Annotated in this window: 14 protein-coding genes; 2 read left to right on the top strand and 12 right to left on the bottom strand. The window is 67.9% G+C overall.

Features of this window, described 5'->3' with window-relative positions; genetic code table 11:
• Positions 1 to 58: 58 nt before the first annotated feature.
• The 5 genes from HWX39_RS01845 to HWX39_RS01865 form a co-directional block, all read right to left on the bottom strand.
• Positions 59 to 1,150: a porin gene (locus HWX39_RS01845; protein WP_175965303.1), complete on the bottom strand. Its 1,092-nt coding sequence runs from the start codon at positions 1,148 to 1,150 to the stop codon at positions 59 to 61.
• A 178-nt stretch (positions 1,151 to 1,328) separates the two neighbouring features.
• A complete protein-coding gene (locus HWX39_RS01850; RefSeq protein WP_175965304.1) occupies positions 1,329 to 2,051 on the bottom strand; it encodes an SDR family oxidoreductase in 723 nt (240 codons plus the stop codon).
• Positions 2,029 to 3,150 carry a 2,3-butanediol dehydrogenase gene (locus tag HWX39_RS01855; protein WP_175965305.1) on the bottom strand — a complete coding sequence of 374 codons (1,122 nt, stop codon included), beginning with the start codon at positions 3,148 to 3,150 and terminating at the stop codon, positions 2,029 to 2,031. The genes HWX39_RS01850 and HWX39_RS01855 overlap by 23 nt, the downstream gene beginning before the upstream one ends.
• Before the next feature lies 1 nt (position 3,151).
• Positions 3,152 to 4,456, bottom strand: a complete 1,305-nt coding sequence (locus HWX39_RS01860; protein WP_175965306.1) for an MFS transporter — start codon at positions 4,454 to 4,456, stop codon at positions 3,152 to 3,154.
• A gap of 18 nt (positions 4,457 to 4,474) precedes the next feature.
• The gene (locus tag HWX39_RS01865; RefSeq protein WP_175952820.1) at positions 4,475 to 5,008 is read right to left on the bottom strand and encodes a 2,4'-dihydroxyacetophenone dioxygenase family protein; all 534 of its coding nucleotides are present in this window, start codon (positions 5,006 to 5,008) and stop codon (positions 4,475 to 4,477) included.
• Positions 5,009 to 5,186: 178 nt separating this feature from the next.
• Here HWX39_RS01865 and HWX39_RS01870 point away from each other — a divergent pair, with 178 nt between their 5' ends.
• Positions 5,187 to 6,167: a helix-turn-helix domain-containing protein gene (locus HWX39_RS01870; RefSeq protein ID WP_175965307.1), complete on the top strand. Its 981-nt coding sequence runs from the start codon at positions 5,187 to 5,189 to the stop codon at positions 6,165 to 6,167.
• Positions 6,168 to 6,259: 92 nt separating this feature from the next.
• Here the strand turns inward: HWX39_RS01870 and HWX39_RS01875 are convergent, their stop codons facing one another.
• The 5 genes from HWX39_RS01875 to HWX39_RS01895 all read right to left on the bottom strand — a co-directional run bounded on the left by HWX39_RS01875 (position 6,260) and on the right by HWX39_RS01895 (position 12,114).
• Entirely contained in the window at positions 6,260 to 7,825 is a 1,566-nt protein-coding gene (locus HWX39_RS01875) for an FAD-dependent oxidoreductase (RefSeq protein ID WP_175965308.1), read from the bottom strand.
• A gap of 156 nt (positions 7,826 to 7,981) precedes the next feature.
• Positions 7,982 to 8,956 (bottom strand): helix-turn-helix domain-containing protein, encoded by a 975-nt coding sequence (locus HWX39_RS01880; RefSeq protein ID WP_175965309.1) that lies wholly within the window; start codon positions 8,954 to 8,956, stop codon positions 7,982 to 7,984.
• 203 nt (positions 8,957 to 9,159) lie between these two features.
• Positions 9,160 to 9,948 carry a hypothetical protein gene (locus tag HWX39_RS01885; protein WP_175965310.1) on the bottom strand — a complete coding sequence of 263 codons (789 nt, stop codon included), beginning with the start codon at positions 9,946 to 9,948 and terminating at the stop codon, positions 9,160 to 9,162.
• A gap of 221 nt (positions 9,949 to 10,169) precedes the next feature.
• Positions 10,170 to 11,117, bottom strand: coding sequence for an aldo/keto reductase (locus HWX39_RS01890; protein ID WP_175965311.1), 948 nt, complete (start codon positions 11,115 to 11,117; stop codon positions 10,170 to 10,172).
• Positions 11,118 to 11,493: 376 nt separating this feature from the next.
• Positions 11,494 to 12,114, bottom strand: a complete 621-nt coding sequence (locus HWX39_RS01895; protein ID WP_175965312.1) for a LysE/ArgO family amino acid transporter — start codon at positions 12,112 to 12,114, stop codon at positions 11,494 to 11,496.
• A gap of 110 nt (positions 12,115 to 12,224) precedes the next feature.
• Here HWX39_RS01895 and HWX39_RS01900 point away from each other — a divergent pair, with 110 nt between their 5' ends.
• The gene (locus tag HWX39_RS01900; RefSeq protein WP_175965313.1) at positions 12,225 to 13,118 is read left to right on the top strand and encodes a LysR family transcriptional regulator ArgP; all 894 of its coding nucleotides are present in this window, start codon (positions 12,225 to 12,227) and stop codon (positions 13,116 to 13,118) included.
• A gap of 53 nt (positions 13,119 to 13,171) precedes the next feature.
• Here HWX39_RS01900 and fnr read toward each other — a convergent pair whose 3' ends face one another.
• Together fnr and HWX39_RS01910 are read right to left on the bottom strand one after the other, a co-directional pair.
• Positions 13,172 to 13,918: a fumarate/nitrate reduction transcriptional regulator Fnr gene (gene fnr / locus HWX39_RS01905; RefSeq protein WP_175965314.1), complete on the bottom strand. Its 747-nt coding sequence runs from the start codon at positions 13,916 to 13,918 to the stop codon at positions 13,172 to 13,174.
• 103 nt (positions 13,919 to 14,021) lie between these two features.
• Entirely contained in the window at positions 14,022 to 14,489 is a 468-nt protein-coding gene (locus HWX39_RS01910; RefSeq protein WP_175956991.1) for a universal stress protein, read from the bottom strand.
• Positions 14,490 to 15,076: the final 587 nt, after the last annotated feature.

Here is a 15,076-nt window from a genome sequence, read left to right on the forward strand (position 1 = left end):
CCGCGCCGCCGGGCGATCCGGACGCGGGATCGCCGACACGATTCACCCGCGGTAGAACCTAGAACCGCGTGCTGAACCCGATCCGCGCGATCGACTGCAACGCGCCGCTCGACGCGCCGTTCGCGTCCATCACGCCGTTGATCTGCGCGCTGCTGCCGTGGCTCGCGCGCTGATGCACACCTGCGACGTACACCATCGTGCGTTTCGACAGCCAGTACTGGACGGCGGCCAGGAACTGGTGCGCGTGCGCGTCGTCGAGCGTGTCGTTGCCTTTCATGTACGTGTAGCTCGCGCCGATCACCCATGCGGGCGACGGTCGCCATGCCGCGCCGGCCTCCGCCGACCACGCGCCCACACCGTTTTGCGCGTTGTGCACGGTCGTGAAGAGCGCCTTCGCGGTGACCGTGCCGAGCGTATAGTGCGCGCCCGCGCCCCAGTTGCGCACGCTGGTCGGCGGCAGCCCGTCCGACGCGCCGTACTTCTGGTTCGTATAGGCCGCGCCCGCGCCGAACGGCCCGTTGTCGTAGCTCGCGCCGACGCTGACCGTGTTGTTCGCACCGATCGACCCCGCGACGTTCCCGAAGCCGTACAGCGCGCCGAACGTCAGGCCCGACAGCGACGGGCTCGTGTACTTGACCGAATTCGCGACGCGATTGCTGCCCGCGACGCGATCCCAGTCGAATGCGCCGGTCGGATTGTTCGGCAGCGCGAGCTTGTCGAACGGGCCGTTGCGAAAGCCGTACAGGCCGACGAGATCCTGCGCGATCTCGTTGCCGCTCGCGGCCAGCGCATCGACCATGAATTCGTACTGGTTGCCGAGCGTCAGCGTGCCGTACCGGTCGTGCTGCAGGCCGACATAGGCGGTGCGTGCGAACAGCCCGCCGCCGATGATCGAGCCGTTGCCGAGCGAATACTGGTTGACGAGCCGGAAGATCGCGTGCGTGCCTGCGCCGAGATCTTCCTTGCCTTCGAAACCGAGCAGGTTCGGGAAAAAGATGTTGTCGTCGAATTTCGCGGCGCCGTGGCCACCCTGATTGCTGACATAGCTGATGCCGGCATCCATCAGCCCGAACATCGTCACGCTGCTCTGCGCGAACGACGCGGCGGGCATGGCGCATGCCGCGAGCGCCAGAAGGGTCTTTTTCGTCATCTCCAATGTGCTCCTCACATGTTTCCGATCGGGTCGGATATTTTTGATTGGACTACTGATTGATATGAACAAACGTGAACCGAATGAGTCGACGATTCAGCCGCGGCCGAAGGAAGCCGCGGCGTGCAACGGGCATTGGTAGCTCTGGTCGACCGCCGATGCCCCCGCACGCGCTGCGCTAGACCGTCGAATACCCGCCATCGACCGGCACGACCGCTCCGGTCACGAACGATGCACTGGGCGAGCACAGGAACAGGATCACGTCCGCGACTTCGTCAGCCGTGCCCCAGCGCCCGAGGGGCGTGCGCTCGAGGATGCGTCGCGATGCCTGCGTGTCGGCCATCAGGCCGCTGCTGAGCGGCGTGTCGATCCAGCCGGGCGCGACCGCGTTCACGCGAATGCCGCGATCGGCCCACGCCTGCGCGAGCGAGCGCGTGAGCTGCGCGATGCCGCCCTTGCTCGCGCTGTACGCGGGGCGGTCCTTGCTGCCGAAGTACGTGTACATCGACGCGACATTGACGATGCTGCCGCCGTGCGCCGAGAGTGCCGGCCGCGCGGCGTCGGATGCCCGCATGACCGACGTCAGGTTCACGTTCAGCACGAGCTCGAACTGGTCCATCCGGTATTCGTCCCCGTGTCGGCTGATGCCGACGCCGTTGACGAGCACGTCGAGCCGCGGCAGGGCCGCGATCGTGCGCGTCAGTGCATCGCTGTCGGTCACGTCGAGTTCCACGCACCGGATGCCCGCATGCGCGGGCGCATGCGGGCCGGCCGCGTCGAGCCCGAGCGCGACGACCGACGCGCCGGCTTGCGCGAACCGCATCGCCGTGCGCGCACCGATCCCCGACGTGCCGCCCGTCACGACGACGGACTGGCCTTCAAACGCCCACTGACGACTCATGCTCGACGCTCCCGATGGTGTGTGCGCGACGGGCCGGCCGTTGCGCGGGTGAAACGAGGATCTTGATCTGCGCGCGGTCGGCGAGCAGCGCGTCGAAGCCGTCGGCGACGGCATCTTCGAGCGACACCGTGCGCGTGACGATCGACGTGAGATCGAGCGCGCCCGACGCGACGATGCGAAGCAGGTCTTCGTACGCGTGCCGGTAGCCGACGCTCGCCGTGAAGGTCAGCTCGTCGTTGACTGCGCGGAATGCGTCGAAGCCGGCATGCGGCATCAGGCCGACCATCACGACGCGGCCGCCCTTGCGCAGCGCCTGCATTGACGATTCGAACGTGACGGGCAGCCCGGCCGCTTCGAAACTGGCGTCGACGCCGAGCCCGCCCGTGGCCGCGCGGATCGCGTCCTGCAGCGCGGGCGCACCGAGTGCGCGTGCGTCGAACGTATGTGTCGCGCCGAAGCGCGTGGCCGCCGCGAGCCGTTCGGGCGACACGTCGACGGCGACGATCGTCGTCGCGCCCTGCAGCTTCGCGAGCATGATCAGCAGCAGGCCGATCGGCCCGAGCCCGAACACCGCGCAGGTCTCGCCGAGCCGCAGTTCGGCGCGCCGCAGCGCATGCAGCGCAACGGCGGCCGGCTCCATCACCGCGGCCTGTTCGAGGCTCACGCCGTCGGGCAGCCGATGCAGCATGTAGGCCGGCACGACCGCGAAGTCGGCCATGCCGCCGTCGCCCATCAGCCCGGCGAAACCCATCGACACGCACAGGTTGTACGACCCCGAGCGGCAATACGCGCACTGGCTGCAGCGATACTCGGGCTCGACCGCGACGCGATCGCCCGCGCGCAGCGCCGTCACGCCGTCGCCGACTTCGACGACGGTGCCGCAGAACTCGTGGCCGAGCGTCAGCGGCGCGGTGCGGCGCGACAGCGCATGCGGCGTGTCGACCGGGATCGCGTGCGGGCCGTCCGCGTATTCGTGCAGGTCGCTGCCGCAGATCCCGCAATAGGCGACCGCGATGCGCACCTCGCCAGGTCCGACGCGCGGCGTGTCGATTTCCACGAGACGGACGTCGCGCGGGCCATGCCATTGAAGTGCCCGCATGTCAGCGTCCTCCGAGGTTTTGCGTATCGAGACGGCTCGCGGCCGTGCCGTCGAGGACACGCTTGCGCAGCACGGCGGGCGCGGTCTCGACGAGGCCGAACGACAGCACGCACGCGAGGATCGCGCCGGCGGCCGACGTCCACATCGCGAACTGCAGGCCGTACTTGTCGGCCGCGAAGCCGGCGACGGTCGGTGCGACGAAGCCGCCGATCAGCTCGCCCGCGCCCATGATCAGGCCGAGCGCGCTGGCGATCGCGCGCGGCGGCACCGTTTCGGCCGGGATCGTCGCCATGAACAGCGTGAAGCAGCCGAGGCCCGTGTACGTGGCGAACACGAGCGCGCCGAGCGCCCAGAGCGAGACGGCATGGATCATCACGATCGGGCAGACGGCCGCGACCAGCGCGAACGCGATCATCGTCGGCTTGCGGCCGATCCTGTCGGAGATCGCCGGCACCGCGAAGCCCCAGAACACCCACGCTGCGCCGAGGCAGGTCATGACGACGCCCATGTCGGACGGCGACAGGTGGCGGCTTTCCACGAGGAACACCGGCGCGAACGAGATGATCACGATGAACCACGTGAGGAAGAAGCAGCTGATCAGCATGCAGAGCAGGATGTTGCGTTCCTTCAGCAACGCCCAGCGGCTGACTGCCGCGCCGCTCGCGGCCGGCGTGCCGGCGGTATCGGCCTGCGCGTGCCGCACGCCGCCGGGCGGCGCTTCGCGCACCCAGCGCCAGATACAGAACGCGATCAGGAAGCCCGGCACGCACGACACGTAGAACGCTTCGCGCCAGCCGTACGCGGTCGCGATGCCGATGACCACCGGCGGGCCGATCATCGCGCCGAGCAGGCCGGCGGCGGAGCCTTGCAGCAGGCCCATGTTCAGCCCGCGGCGGCTCGGCGTCGAGCTCTCGACCATCAGCGATTGCGACAGCGGCAGCACGGGGCCTTCGGCGATGCCCATCAGCGCGCGGAACGCGATCAGGCTCGCGAAACCGCCGACCAGCCCCGACAGCGCGGAACACACGGAAAAGCCGAACACGGCCGCGATCAGCAGCGGCTTGCGCGTGCCGCGCGCATCGGACCACGCGCCCGTCGCGGCACCGGACAATGCCCACGTGAGCGCGAGCGCGGACGACACCATGCCGAGCTGCGTGTTCGTCAGGTGCAGCTCGGCCGACATGAACGGGAACAGGAACGACAGCGCGAGGCGGTCGAAGAACACGAAGCCGAACGTCATGAACAGGATCAGCAGCAGCCTGTTCTCGTACGTCCAGGCGGATCTGGAGGAGGAAGCGGATGTCATGGTGAGCCTCGCCGCGCGTCAGCGGAACAGCTTCTCGATCGCTTGCGCGCCGAGGCCGACCTTCTCGTAGTGCGCCTTGCACATCGCGATGTACGAATGCACGTCGAAGTAGCCGTCGGGGTTGCCTGCTTCGTCGAGCCAGATCAGCGGCCCCTTGACGATGAAGAACGCGCGCATCGGCTCCGGGTGATCGAACGCGACGAGCGTGTGGCCTTCGCCCGGCGTCTCGTATACGAAATCGCCGCGCGTCGCGGTCCATTCGTGCTCCAGATAACCCCACTTGCCTGACAGCGTGTAAGCGAACACCTCATGCGGGTGATAGTGCCGGTTCACGAGCCCGGCTTCCCTGGCCATCAGGATATCGCACCATTTGTTCTGCGACGGCGAGATCCACAGCGGCCGCGACGAAACCGTTTCGGTGAACGGAACGTAATAGCGCTCGTCGTCGGTGGCCGCGTCCGCGATGTACGCTTCGGGCAGCGCATCGGGCTTGAACGGATTGGCAATCGGCGGAATGTTTTGCCAGAATTCGGCTACGGCTTTGTCGACCACGGTGTGTCTCCTGATGTATGAGTTGTCGTGGGCTCGACTTTAGCCAGCCGGTGCGCGCCGCTCTTGACTGGGCTGGACGAATTGCTTGACCGCGCCGGACATGGCATCGCACCAGAATCCAGACGAACCATCCCCCAATTCGTGCTGCTCCGCACGACAGGCGCCGGCAGGAGGCGACGTGACGAATTCGACCGTTTTTTCCCGCACGCGAGGCTCGACGGCCGACGTGCCGGCGCGCGACCGGATGGCGTACTGGGACGCGTTCAACGCGGCGACGCTGGTCGGGCTGCGTTGTTCGTCGCTGTCGCCGGCCGGGCTCGAGGTCGAGAAGACCGATATCGCGCTGCCGGGCCTCGGCGTCGCGGACATCCGCGGCCAGGATCACGTGATCGAGCGCAGCCCCGCGCTGGTGCGCCAGTTGCCGAAGGAGTCGCTGTTTGCGTGCCAGATCCTGAGCGGGCGCGCGTATTTCATCCAGCGCGATCGCTGCCTGCTCGCGGACGCCGGCGATGTCGTCGTCTACGACACGCGTGTGCCCTATCTGTTCGGATTCCTGACGCCGATGCGGCAGCTGCTGATCGATATTCCGATGACGACCTTCGACGACCGGCTCGATGCGGAACTGGCCGCGCTGCCGCTGCGGATCGCGCCGAAACCCGGCGCGGGCGCGATGCTCGGCGCGACGTTGCGCGCGAGCGTCGAGCGCTTCATGAAGGATCCGGTCGAGCGTGACGCCGCACGGTTCGCCGAGCACACGCGCACGCTGATCGCGGAACTCATCGATGCGGAGGTGAACGGCGCGGGCGCGTCGCGTGCGTCGCTGTCGTATCTGCTGACCGCGAAGCAGTACGTCGCGACGCATCTCGGCGACCCGGAACTCGGGCCGCAAGCCGTTGCCGACGCGGTCGGGCTGTCGCTGCGGCATCTGAGCCGGATCTTTGCGGCCGAAGGCGAGTCGATCACGCAGCACATCTGGTCGGAGCGGTTGTCGCATGCGCATCGCGAGCTGACCGATGCGCGGCTGCGCAAGACGAGCGTCGGCGAAATCGCGTTCCGCTGGGGCTTCTCGAGCCAGGCGCACTTCAGTCGTGCGATTCGCGAGCGCTACGGTGCGTCGCCGATGGCGCTGCGCGAGGCGGCGCGTGTGACCGGAAGCTGATTCCGGTAGTGGAGGTGGCGGCGCGTGTCTCCCGCGCCGTGCTTCGGTTCAGTGCAGTGAACGGCGGCGCACGCGTGCCGCGCCGCGTTTCGTCACTCCGCCAGCATGAACGCCGCGCAGCGCTCCGCGATCATGATCGTCGGCGCGTTCGTGTTGCCGGACACGATGCGCGGCATCACGGACGCATCGCAGATCCGCAAACCGTCGACGCCCTGCACCGCGAGGCGCGGCGTGACGACCGCATGCTCGTCGTTGCCCATGCGACAGGTGCCGGCCGGGTGATAGACGGTTTTCGCGCGGCGCCGCACGTAGTCGGCGAGTGCCGTGTCGGTCAGCGCCTCGGCTTCGCGCACGATGCGGGCGAGCGACGGCGCGCGGATGATCTGCCGCGCGAGCGCGACGCCGCGCACGAGGCCGTCGACATCGGCCGGATCGGACAGCGCGCCGCTGTCGAACAGGATCGGCGCGGCCGGATCGTTGCCGCGCAATCGAACGGAGCCGCGCGAGCGTGGCCGGAGCAGGCACGGGTTGATCGACAGGCCGTGGCCGGGCAGCGGCTCGCGGTCGACGTCGCCGACGAGCGTCGGCAGCACGTGAAACTGGATGTCCGGGCGGCCGCTGCCGGTGGTATCGACGAACGCGCCGGATTCGACGACGTTCGACGTCAGCAGGCCCGTGCGGCACAGCATCCACTGCAGCCCGTGCCGCAATGCCTTCAGCCCGCGATCCTCGCCCAGCAGGCTGACCGGCGCGTGGCTGCGGCCGTAGATCGAGACTTCGAGGTGATCCTGGTAGTTCGTGCCGACGTCGCGGCTGTCGTGCAGTACGTCGAGGCCGTGCGCGTGCAGGTGCGCGCCGGGCCCGATGCCCGACAGCATCAGCAGCTTCGGCGTGCTCAGCGCGCCGGCCGCGAGCACGATGTCGGCGTGCGCGGTGGCCGAACCCGTCGCGCCGTTTTCCGTCCGCCAGTCGACGCCGGTCGCCCGCCGGCCGTCGAACCGGATGCGCATGACGCGGCACCCGGTCAGCACGCGCAGGTTCGGGTGGCCGATCGCGTCGGCGAGATAGGTGGCCGCGGTACTGCCGCGCTGCCCGTCGAAGATCGTCGTGTGGTAGAAGCCGACGCCCTGTTGCGCGGCGCCGTTGAAATCGTCGTTGTACGCGATGCCGGTTTCCTGCGCGGCCTTCACGAACGCAAGGCTCAGCGGGTGGCGGAAGCGCGTGTCGCCGACCCTCAGCGGCCCGTCGGTGCCGTGAAACGGCTCGGAGAGCCGCAGGTGCGATTCGGCGCGCTTGAACACGGGCAGCACGTCGTCCCAGCCCCAGCCCGTGCAGCCGAGCGCGGCCCAGTCGTCGTAGTCGTCGCGCGTGCCGCGCACGTACAGCATCGCGTTGACCGAACTGCCGCCGCCGAGCGTGCGGCCCTGCGGCACGTAGGTCCTGCGTCCCGCCGCACCGGCTTGCGGCTCGCTCTCGAACGTGACCGTGCGCCGCGTGCCGAGCACGCGGATGAACGTCGCCGGAATCCGGATGAACAGGCTGTCGTCTTTCGGGCCGTCCTCGAGCAGCAGCACGCGCCTGCCGGCCTTCGCCAGCCGGTGCGCAACCGTGCAGCCGGCCGAACCGCCGCCGACGACGATATGGTCGTACGTCTCCATCCCGCTTCTTCTCCTTGCTGTCGGGCGGCGAAACGAGTGCCGCCGCGCAGGAAGCCAGCTTAGCGGCCGCTATGCGGCCCCATTTGACCGGGACGGACGCCGTGCTTGCCTCGCAGGGACACGGCGGCGGGTGGCAAGTGGCGGGCGGTGGACGAACTAGCGCGCGTCGGCCGGCGCCGGCGCGCGGGTATCGCTCGGCGTCTCGCCGAAGCGCGCGCGATAGCTGCGGCTGAAGTGCGCGCTGTTGTTGAAGCCCCAGCGAAACGCGATCTCGCTGACCGTCAGGTGCTTCAGCGACCGGTCGCGCAGGTCGGCGCGACAGCGTTCGAGCCGCCGCGCCAGGATGTAACGCGTGAGCGGCATCCCTTCGATTTCGAAGATGCGCGCGAGCTGGCGCGGCGACAGGTTGATCGCGCGGCTCACCGAGTGGCTGTCGAGATCGTCGTCGGCGAGATGGCTGTCGATGAACGCCTTTGCGCGCGACAGCGTATGGACGGTCGACTTGGTCGGCGACGCGTCGCCGTCGCGCAGCCGCAGCATCGACTGCACGAGATCGAGGATCGCGGCGGCGCGATGTTCGCGCGCATCGGGCGTGGGCGCCTGCGGCGCGGCGAGCAGCGAATAGACCTGCCGCACGGCCCACGACGCGATGCCGTCGTCACGGTCGATCTTGACGAGGCTGCGGTAGCGCCACGGGCCGACGCGCGCCTCGAACACGTCGCGCGGCACGTCGAGCACGGTCATCGCCATGTCGGCGGGAAAGCCGTGGCCGTACGGCATCGACGTGTCGTAGAGGACGAGGTCGCCGGGCCCGTGTTGCATGCAGTCGACGTCCTGGAACGTATAGCCTTGCCCTGCGTGCATCAGGCAGATGAACACGGCGTCGCGCGGGTCCGCATGGATGTTGTGCGGGGTGCGCACGACCGCGTGCCGGTTCGCGACGATGTCGCAGGCGCCGAACAGCCCGAGATCGCGCTTGCGCAGCGACGCGTCGATGCCTTCGGACGATTTGCCGCTGCATTCGATCCGCACGAGCGTGCGAGCGACATGGTCGACCCAGAAGTCGACGCGTTCGTGGCCGCGTACGGCGCGCGTCGAGATCGTGGCGATCTCCGTGCTGGTGTCCGGCATGACGTTCTCCCAATGACCGCTCGTGCGGCGCAGTCTCGGGCAGGGCGAATGGCGCGGTCAATCCGTGAAAGACCCGGGGCGGACGTGTGACGCGCCTGCAGCGGGGCGTTGCGGGCGGAGGCGCGATCGATGTCCGGCCGAGTCAAAGGAAGCGGCCGTGCGAGTCAAGACACGTGTGCGATTTCGGGTTAGGTCGTGCCGGCTTACTTCGATGCAGTCGATTGCAGACCGAGCGACACGACCTGCTCGTAACCCATCTTGCCGCCGCGGAATTCGACGCTGACGTACCCGGCCCGCCGCGCATCGGCGACGTTCGCATAGATCGACGTCATCACCATGCCCGCGTCGCAGTCGAGCGGGATCGTGCGGTCGATGCTGCCCGTCGCGATGTTTATGGCCCGCAGCGACCGCATCGCAATGCCGCACTTGGCCGACAGTGCATAGACACCGACCAGCATGTGCGTCTTCGTGCGATACCACATCGGAATCTCGACGGTGCCGTCGAACTGGAGGTGATCCTGATCGTTGTCGTTCAGTCTCCCGACTTCGTGCAGCGTGATCGGGAATGCCTTGCGACCGTCGTCCCAGGTGCCGGTTGCCGTTTGACCGGCGACGTTCAGCGCGATCGGGCAGGGCTTCGGCCGCGATGGCGATGCGGCGGGCACGACTGGCGATTCGGCACTCGATGCGGGCGGCGATGCTTCGCACAGTGTCGTGCAGCCGTCGGGCTCGCGGCGGCCCCGCAACGGGATCGGCTTGCGATGCGCGTCGTAGTAGTAGCTGCCGTCGACGCGCCAGCGGCCCGCGTCGTTGCGGTCGATGGCGTCGTAGGTCTGCAGCGATACGTGGACGGGCGCATCGCCGATCGTGCCGGTGTAGTTGACGACTTCGTACCAGCCTGCGCAAGACGTGGCCGGCGCGCACGCGCACAGCACGGCGAGCGTGGCGGCGAACGGGGAGACGTAGCGGGCGTGACGGGGGTGTCGGGGCATGGGCGGTCTTTGTGCGTGGCGTTGGGTCGGGCATCGTGGGTATCGACCCGGCCGCGTCGCGTTGCGCGGCCGCTCGCCGGGATGCACGCCATTGTATTCATCCGCCAGTCCCGGATCGCCTGCATCCGCGAATACGGCGACACGGGCATGCTCGTGACACAGGCCGGTCGCGGAACCGCGCAGGCTGCGCGATCCGGTCGACCGGCCCGCTGCCGACGACTTCAGGCCGCACTGGCCTCGTCGATCCGGCGAATGTCGTCCTGATCGAGCTGAACGCGGATCGCTTCGCCGAGCGATGCCAGCTGCGCCAGCGACGTCGCGCTCGCGATCGGCGCGGTGATCGTCGGCCGCGCGATCTGCCATGCGAGCGCGATCGCGGCCGGCTGCGTGCCGTGCTTCGCCGCCACCGCATCGAGCGCCGCGAGGATGCGCAGCCCGCGTTCATTGAGATACCCGGCGACGCGATCGCCGCGCACGCTCTTCTTCAAGTCGGCCTCGCTGCGGTACTTGCCCGACAGGAAGCCGCTTGCGAGCGCGTAGTAATTGACGACACCGAGCTTCAGGTCGCGCACGACAGGTTCGAGATCGCGTTCGTAGTCGGTGCGATCGAACAGGTTGTATTCAGGCTGGATGACCTGGTACGCGGGCAGGCCGTCGCGCTTGCTGATGTCGGCCGCTTCGCGCAGGCGCGCGCCGCTGTAGTTCGATGCGCCGATGATTCGCACCTTGCCCGCGTCGATCAGCGTTTGATAGGCGCCGAGCGTCTCTTCGAGCGGGGCCGTATCGGCGAGATCGCTGTGCGAGAAATACAGGTCGATGTAGTCGGTCTGCAGACGGCGCAGCGAATCGTCGGCGGCTTTCAGGATGTTGTCCCGGGTCAGCCCCGCGCGCGCGGCCAGCAGGCCGACCTTGGTCGAGATCACGACCTGCTCGCGCTTGCCGGAACGCTTGAGCCACTTGCCGATGATCGTTTCCGATTCGCCGCCGCTGTTGCCGGGGGCCCAGGCCGAATAGACGTCGGCCGTGTCGATGAAGTTGATGCCGGTGTCGGCGAGCGCGTCGAGCAACGCAAACGACGTGTGCTCGTCGACGGTCCAGCCGAAGACGTTGCCGCCGAACGCGAGCGGCGAAACCTGGATGTTCGACGTGCCGAGGGTGCGTAGTGCCATGTTCTGCTCCGATTTCTGCTGGGTGACGGAATTGAACTGCGGGATGGGCCGGGACGATCGCGGCGAGACGACGGGTACGGGTGCGGTCACGCCGATGCCGCGGGACGCCGGACATTCTCGCCGATCGCTCCGATTCGTGCAGTCGGCGCGCGGCCGCGATGGCGGACGGCTTGACGCAGATGACGGACGCCTCGTCCGTTGCGTGAGCGCTTCGCGTGGCTGCATTCGATCGGGAACCGATTTTTGTTGCGGCTGGCGTGACGGGGCACGGAACGGCGCGTGGGCGGAAGTGGGCGGGAAGGTGGCTGCTCCGGCGTTGCGCCGGAGCGGGCGGGACGACGGGCGGCAGGCAACCGCCCGTGCGTGGGTGAGCCGGTCAGCGCAACTGCACGGCGGCGAGAAACAGCACCATGCTGCCGATCGCGCCATCGAGCACACGCCACGCCACCGCCTTGCGGAACCACGGCGCCAGCAGTCGCGCCCCGTAGCCGAGCCCGAGGAACCACACGACGCTGACCGACATCGCGCCGATCGCGAACGCGAGCCGCGCGCCTTCCGGCTCGCGTGCGCCGGCCGTGCCGATCAGCAGGAACGTGTCGAGATACACATGCGGGTTGAGCCACGTGAACGCGAGCGTCATCAGCACGATCGCGAGGCCGCTCTGCGGCGGCGGCGCGATTGCGTCGCCGCGCACGTCGAGCGTTTCGTGGCCCGGCTTGAACGCGCGGCGCAGCGCGTTGATGCCGAACCACGCGAGATACGCGAGGCCGACGTACAGCACCGCGTGGACGAAGGTCGGATAGCGTTCGACGAGCGCCGATGCGCCGCCGACGCCCGCGCCGATCAGGATCATGTCGGACAGCGCGCACAGCAGCACGATCTTGCCGACGTGCGAGCGCATGATGCCTTGCCGCAGCACGAAGGCGTTCTGCGCGCCGATGGTGACGATGAGCGATCCGCAGAGTGCGGCGCCGTGGGAAAAAGCAAGCCAGTTCATGGTGGGTGACAGCAGTGGAAGCAGTAGACGGATGAGTCGGGTAGCGCTAGTCTGCGGTCAGCATGAAAATAAGAGAAGCTAAATCACCTAATGCAGATTAAGGAAATCTAATGCTCGACTACGCGTTGCTCGATGCCCTCGCGGCCGTGATCCGGCACGGTTCGTTCGAGCGGGCGGCCAAGGAGCTGAACGTCACGCCGTCGGCCGTGTCGCAGCGCGTGAAACTGCTGGAGGAGCGGGTCGGCAGCGTGCTCGTCAAGCGCGGGCAGCCGTGCGTCGCGACGACGTCGGGTGCGCTGCTGTGCCGGCATACCGAACGCGTGCAGCTGCTCGAGGCCGAGCTGGGTGGCAGGATGCCGGCGCTTCCGGGCCAGATCGGGAGCGCGTGGCCGACGTTGCGCGTGGCCGTCAACGACGACAGCGTTGCGACGTGGCTCATCGACGCGGTCGGGCCGTTCTGCACGGAGCGCGAGACGTTGCTCGACCTCGTGATCGACGACCAGGATTACACGGCCTCGCGCATTCGCGACGGCAGCGTGCAGGGCGCCGTGACCGCGCAGGCCGAGCCGATCCAGGGGTGCCGCTCGGAGCGGCTCGGGCGCATCCGCTATCGCGCGGTGTGCTCGCCGGCGTTTTACGAACGCTACTTCGGCGCGGGCATCACGCGCGATGCGCTGCGCCGTGCGCCGTGCGTGATGTTCAATCCGAAGGACGGGCTGCAGGCGCGTTTCATCCGGCGCGTGACGCGCGCGGATCTCGATCCGCCGCAGCACTGGATACCGCACGTCGCAGGCTACCTGCGTGCGTGCGAAACGGGATTGGGATGGGGGATGTGCCCGGACCGGATGGTCGACCGCCAGCTGGCGGCGGGAGAGTTGGTCGACATGTCGCGCGGGCGAACGATCGACATCGATCTTTACTGGCAGAGCTGGCGTTTGTCGATCGGCTGGCTCGACGATTTCAGCGCGGCGCTGAAGGCGCGCGCCGCGCTGTTTCTCGATTGATCGATCGCTTGACGCAGGCGGCGCGCGCGAGGTGCGCGCCGTGCGGCATCACATCAGACGTGATGCAAACCGTCGAAATCGACGATCTGGACGTGGCGGCCCTGCATTTCGATCAGGCCGCGCTTCTGGAATTTCGACAGCGTGCGGCTGACCGTTTCGAGCGTCATGCCGAGGTAGCTGCCGATGTCTTCGCGCGTCATCCGCAGGTTGAATTCCGACGGCGAGTAACCGCGCTTCAGGTAGCGTGACGATACGTCGAGCAGGAACGCGGCGACGCGTTCTTCGGCGTTCAGCGAACCGAGCAGCATCGTTTGCGACGTTTCGCGCACGATCTGTTCGCTCATCAGCTTGTGCATGCGCAACTGCATCGAACCGGCTTCGGAGCACAGCGCCTTGAGCGCGCTGTACGGAATCACGCAGACGGAGCTGTCTTCCAGCGCGACCGCCGTGCGCGGATGCGTGTCGTCGCAGATGCCGTCGAGGCCGAGCGCTTCGCCGGCGAGATGCAGCCCGGTGACCTGCTCGCGGCCGTCGTGGCGCGTCGCGACGGTTTTCAGCGAACCCGAGCGTACCGCGTACAGGTTGTCGAATGCGTCGCCTTCGCGGAACAGCGCTTCGCCGCGCTTGACGGGGCGTGCCGCGCAGATGACCGACTCGAGACGACTGAGCGCTTCGGGCGCCAGGCCCTGCGGCATGCACAGGTGCCGCATTGCGCACGACGAGCAGTGCGCGGCCTGGCGGGGAGCCCAGCCGCCGGCATGAGGCGTGGCGGCGGGACGTGTGGCGACGGGCGTCAGCATGATCGTTTACTCCGGCGTTGAATCGACGGAATCATTGTCCCACCGCAACTTGCCGCTGTCGGGTGACAAAACGTCGCGACTGCCCGCGCATGCCGGATGCTGCTCACGCGGCCGGTGTGTCGACGTTGGCGGCCGCCGGAATCAGCAGCACGGGCAGGCTCGCGTGGCGCACGCATTGCTCGGCGATGCTGCCGAGCACGAGACGGCGGAACCCGCGGCGGCCGTGCGTGCCGAGCACGAGCAGATCGGCATCGAACGCTTTTGCGCCGTCGAGGATCAGCGACGACACGTCGTTGAGTGACGTCGCTTCGCTCAGCTTCGTCTCGCCCTTCACGCCCGCCGCCTGCATCAGCGCAGTGAAATCCTTCGCGAGTGCGTTGCCCTGCTCGACGAGCTGGTCGCGCAGCACGGACGGATCGTAGCCGGGTACGTTGTAGTAGATCGCGGCGTTCTCGACGACGTAGAACGGTTGCAGCTCGGCGCCGTGCGATTTCGCGAGCGCCAACGCGGCATCGAACGCGTGGCGGGACGTGTCGCTGCCGTCGACGGCAACCAGAATACGCTTGTACATAGTGTCTCCGAGTGGCGGGTTGAAACGAAGTCGGCCGGATGGCCGATCGGGCTGGGCAATGCTGCGAGGCAGAGTAAACCAATAGCCGGGACTTTGCAGTGCGGCGCCGATCGCGCCGCGCGACGGCGTTGCTTCGGCTTCTGCGGCGTACTGACATGCACTTGGCGCAGGCTGCGCCGCGTGTCGCGCGCCGTGGGCGTGGGGGTGCTGTCTACATCGTCGGCGGAATTGCATGCGCGCGCATCGATGTCGCGTGTGGCACACGCACACGCAAGCGCATACGCAAGCACATACGCATCGCCGCGCACGCCGATCGCATCGACACGACGCGACACGACGGTCACGCGGAGGCATCGCCCGCATCGCCATTCAATCGCAATCGTGGCGATTCGACATGACCTCGATCAATGCACGTGCGTCGAGGCGATTCACGGCATGCATGACACCGCCAGTGTCGCCGCGCGGAATCGTTCGCTTTTGCATCGCGCAGTGACTCGCACACGGTCGGCGTGCAGCGATGGCGTACGTCGATCCCCCAGCCATCGGCTGTCGGCCGATACCGGTTCGCAAACGAACGATCGATTCAA

The organism is Burkholderia sp. BCC0322 (assembly GCF_902833045.1).
Taxonomy (GTDB): domain Bacteria; phylum Pseudomonadota; class Gammaproteobacteria; order Burkholderiales; family Burkholderiaceae; genus Burkholderia.

Coding starts and splice junctions, on each gene's coding strand:
- HWX39_RS01845 (WP_175965303.1), bottom strand. CDS start 1,150: ATGACGAAAAAGACCCTTCTGGCGCTCGCGGCATGCGCCATGCCCGCC.
- HWX39_RS01850 (WP_175965304.1), bottom strand. CDS start 2,051: ATGAGTCGTCAGTGGGCGTTTGAAGGCCAGTCCGTCGTCGTGACGGGC.
- HWX39_RS01855 (WP_175965305.1), bottom strand. CDS start 3,150: ATGCGGGCACTTCAATGGCATGGCCCGCGCGACGTCCGTCTCGTGGAA.
- HWX39_RS01860 (WP_175965306.1), bottom strand. CDS start 4,456: ATGACATCCGCTTCCTCCTCCAGATCCGCCTGGACGTACGAGAACAGG.
- HWX39_RS01875 (WP_175965308.1), bottom strand. CDS start 7,825: ATGGAGACGTACGACCATATCGTCGTCGGCGGCGGTTCGGCCGGCTGC.
- HWX39_RS01880 (WP_175965309.1), bottom strand. CDS start 8,956: ATGCCGGACACCAGCACGGAGATCGCCACGATCTCGACGCGCGCCGTA.
- HWX39_RS01885 (WP_175965310.1), bottom strand. CDS start 9,948: ATGCCCCGACACCCCCGTCACGCCCGCTACGTCTCCCCGTTCGCCGCC.
- HWX39_RS01890 (WP_175965311.1), bottom strand. CDS start 11,117: ATGGCACTACGCACCCTCGGCACGTCGAACATCCAGGTTTCGCCGCTC.
- HWX39_RS01895 (WP_175965312.1), bottom strand. CDS start 12,114: ATGAACTGGCTTGCTTTTTCCCACGGCGCCGCACTCTGCGGATCGCTC.
- HWX39_RS01900 (WP_175965313.1), top strand. CDS start 12,225: ATGCTCGACTACGCGTTGCTCGATGCCCTCGCGGCCGTGATCCGGCAC.
- fnr (WP_175965314.1), bottom strand. CDS start 13,918: ATGCTGACGCCCGTCGCCACACGTCCCGCCGCCACGCCTCATGCCGGC.
- HWX39_RS01910 (WP_175956991.1), bottom strand. CDS start 14,489: ATGTACAAGCGTATTCTGGTTGCCGTCGACGGCAGCGACACGTCCCGC.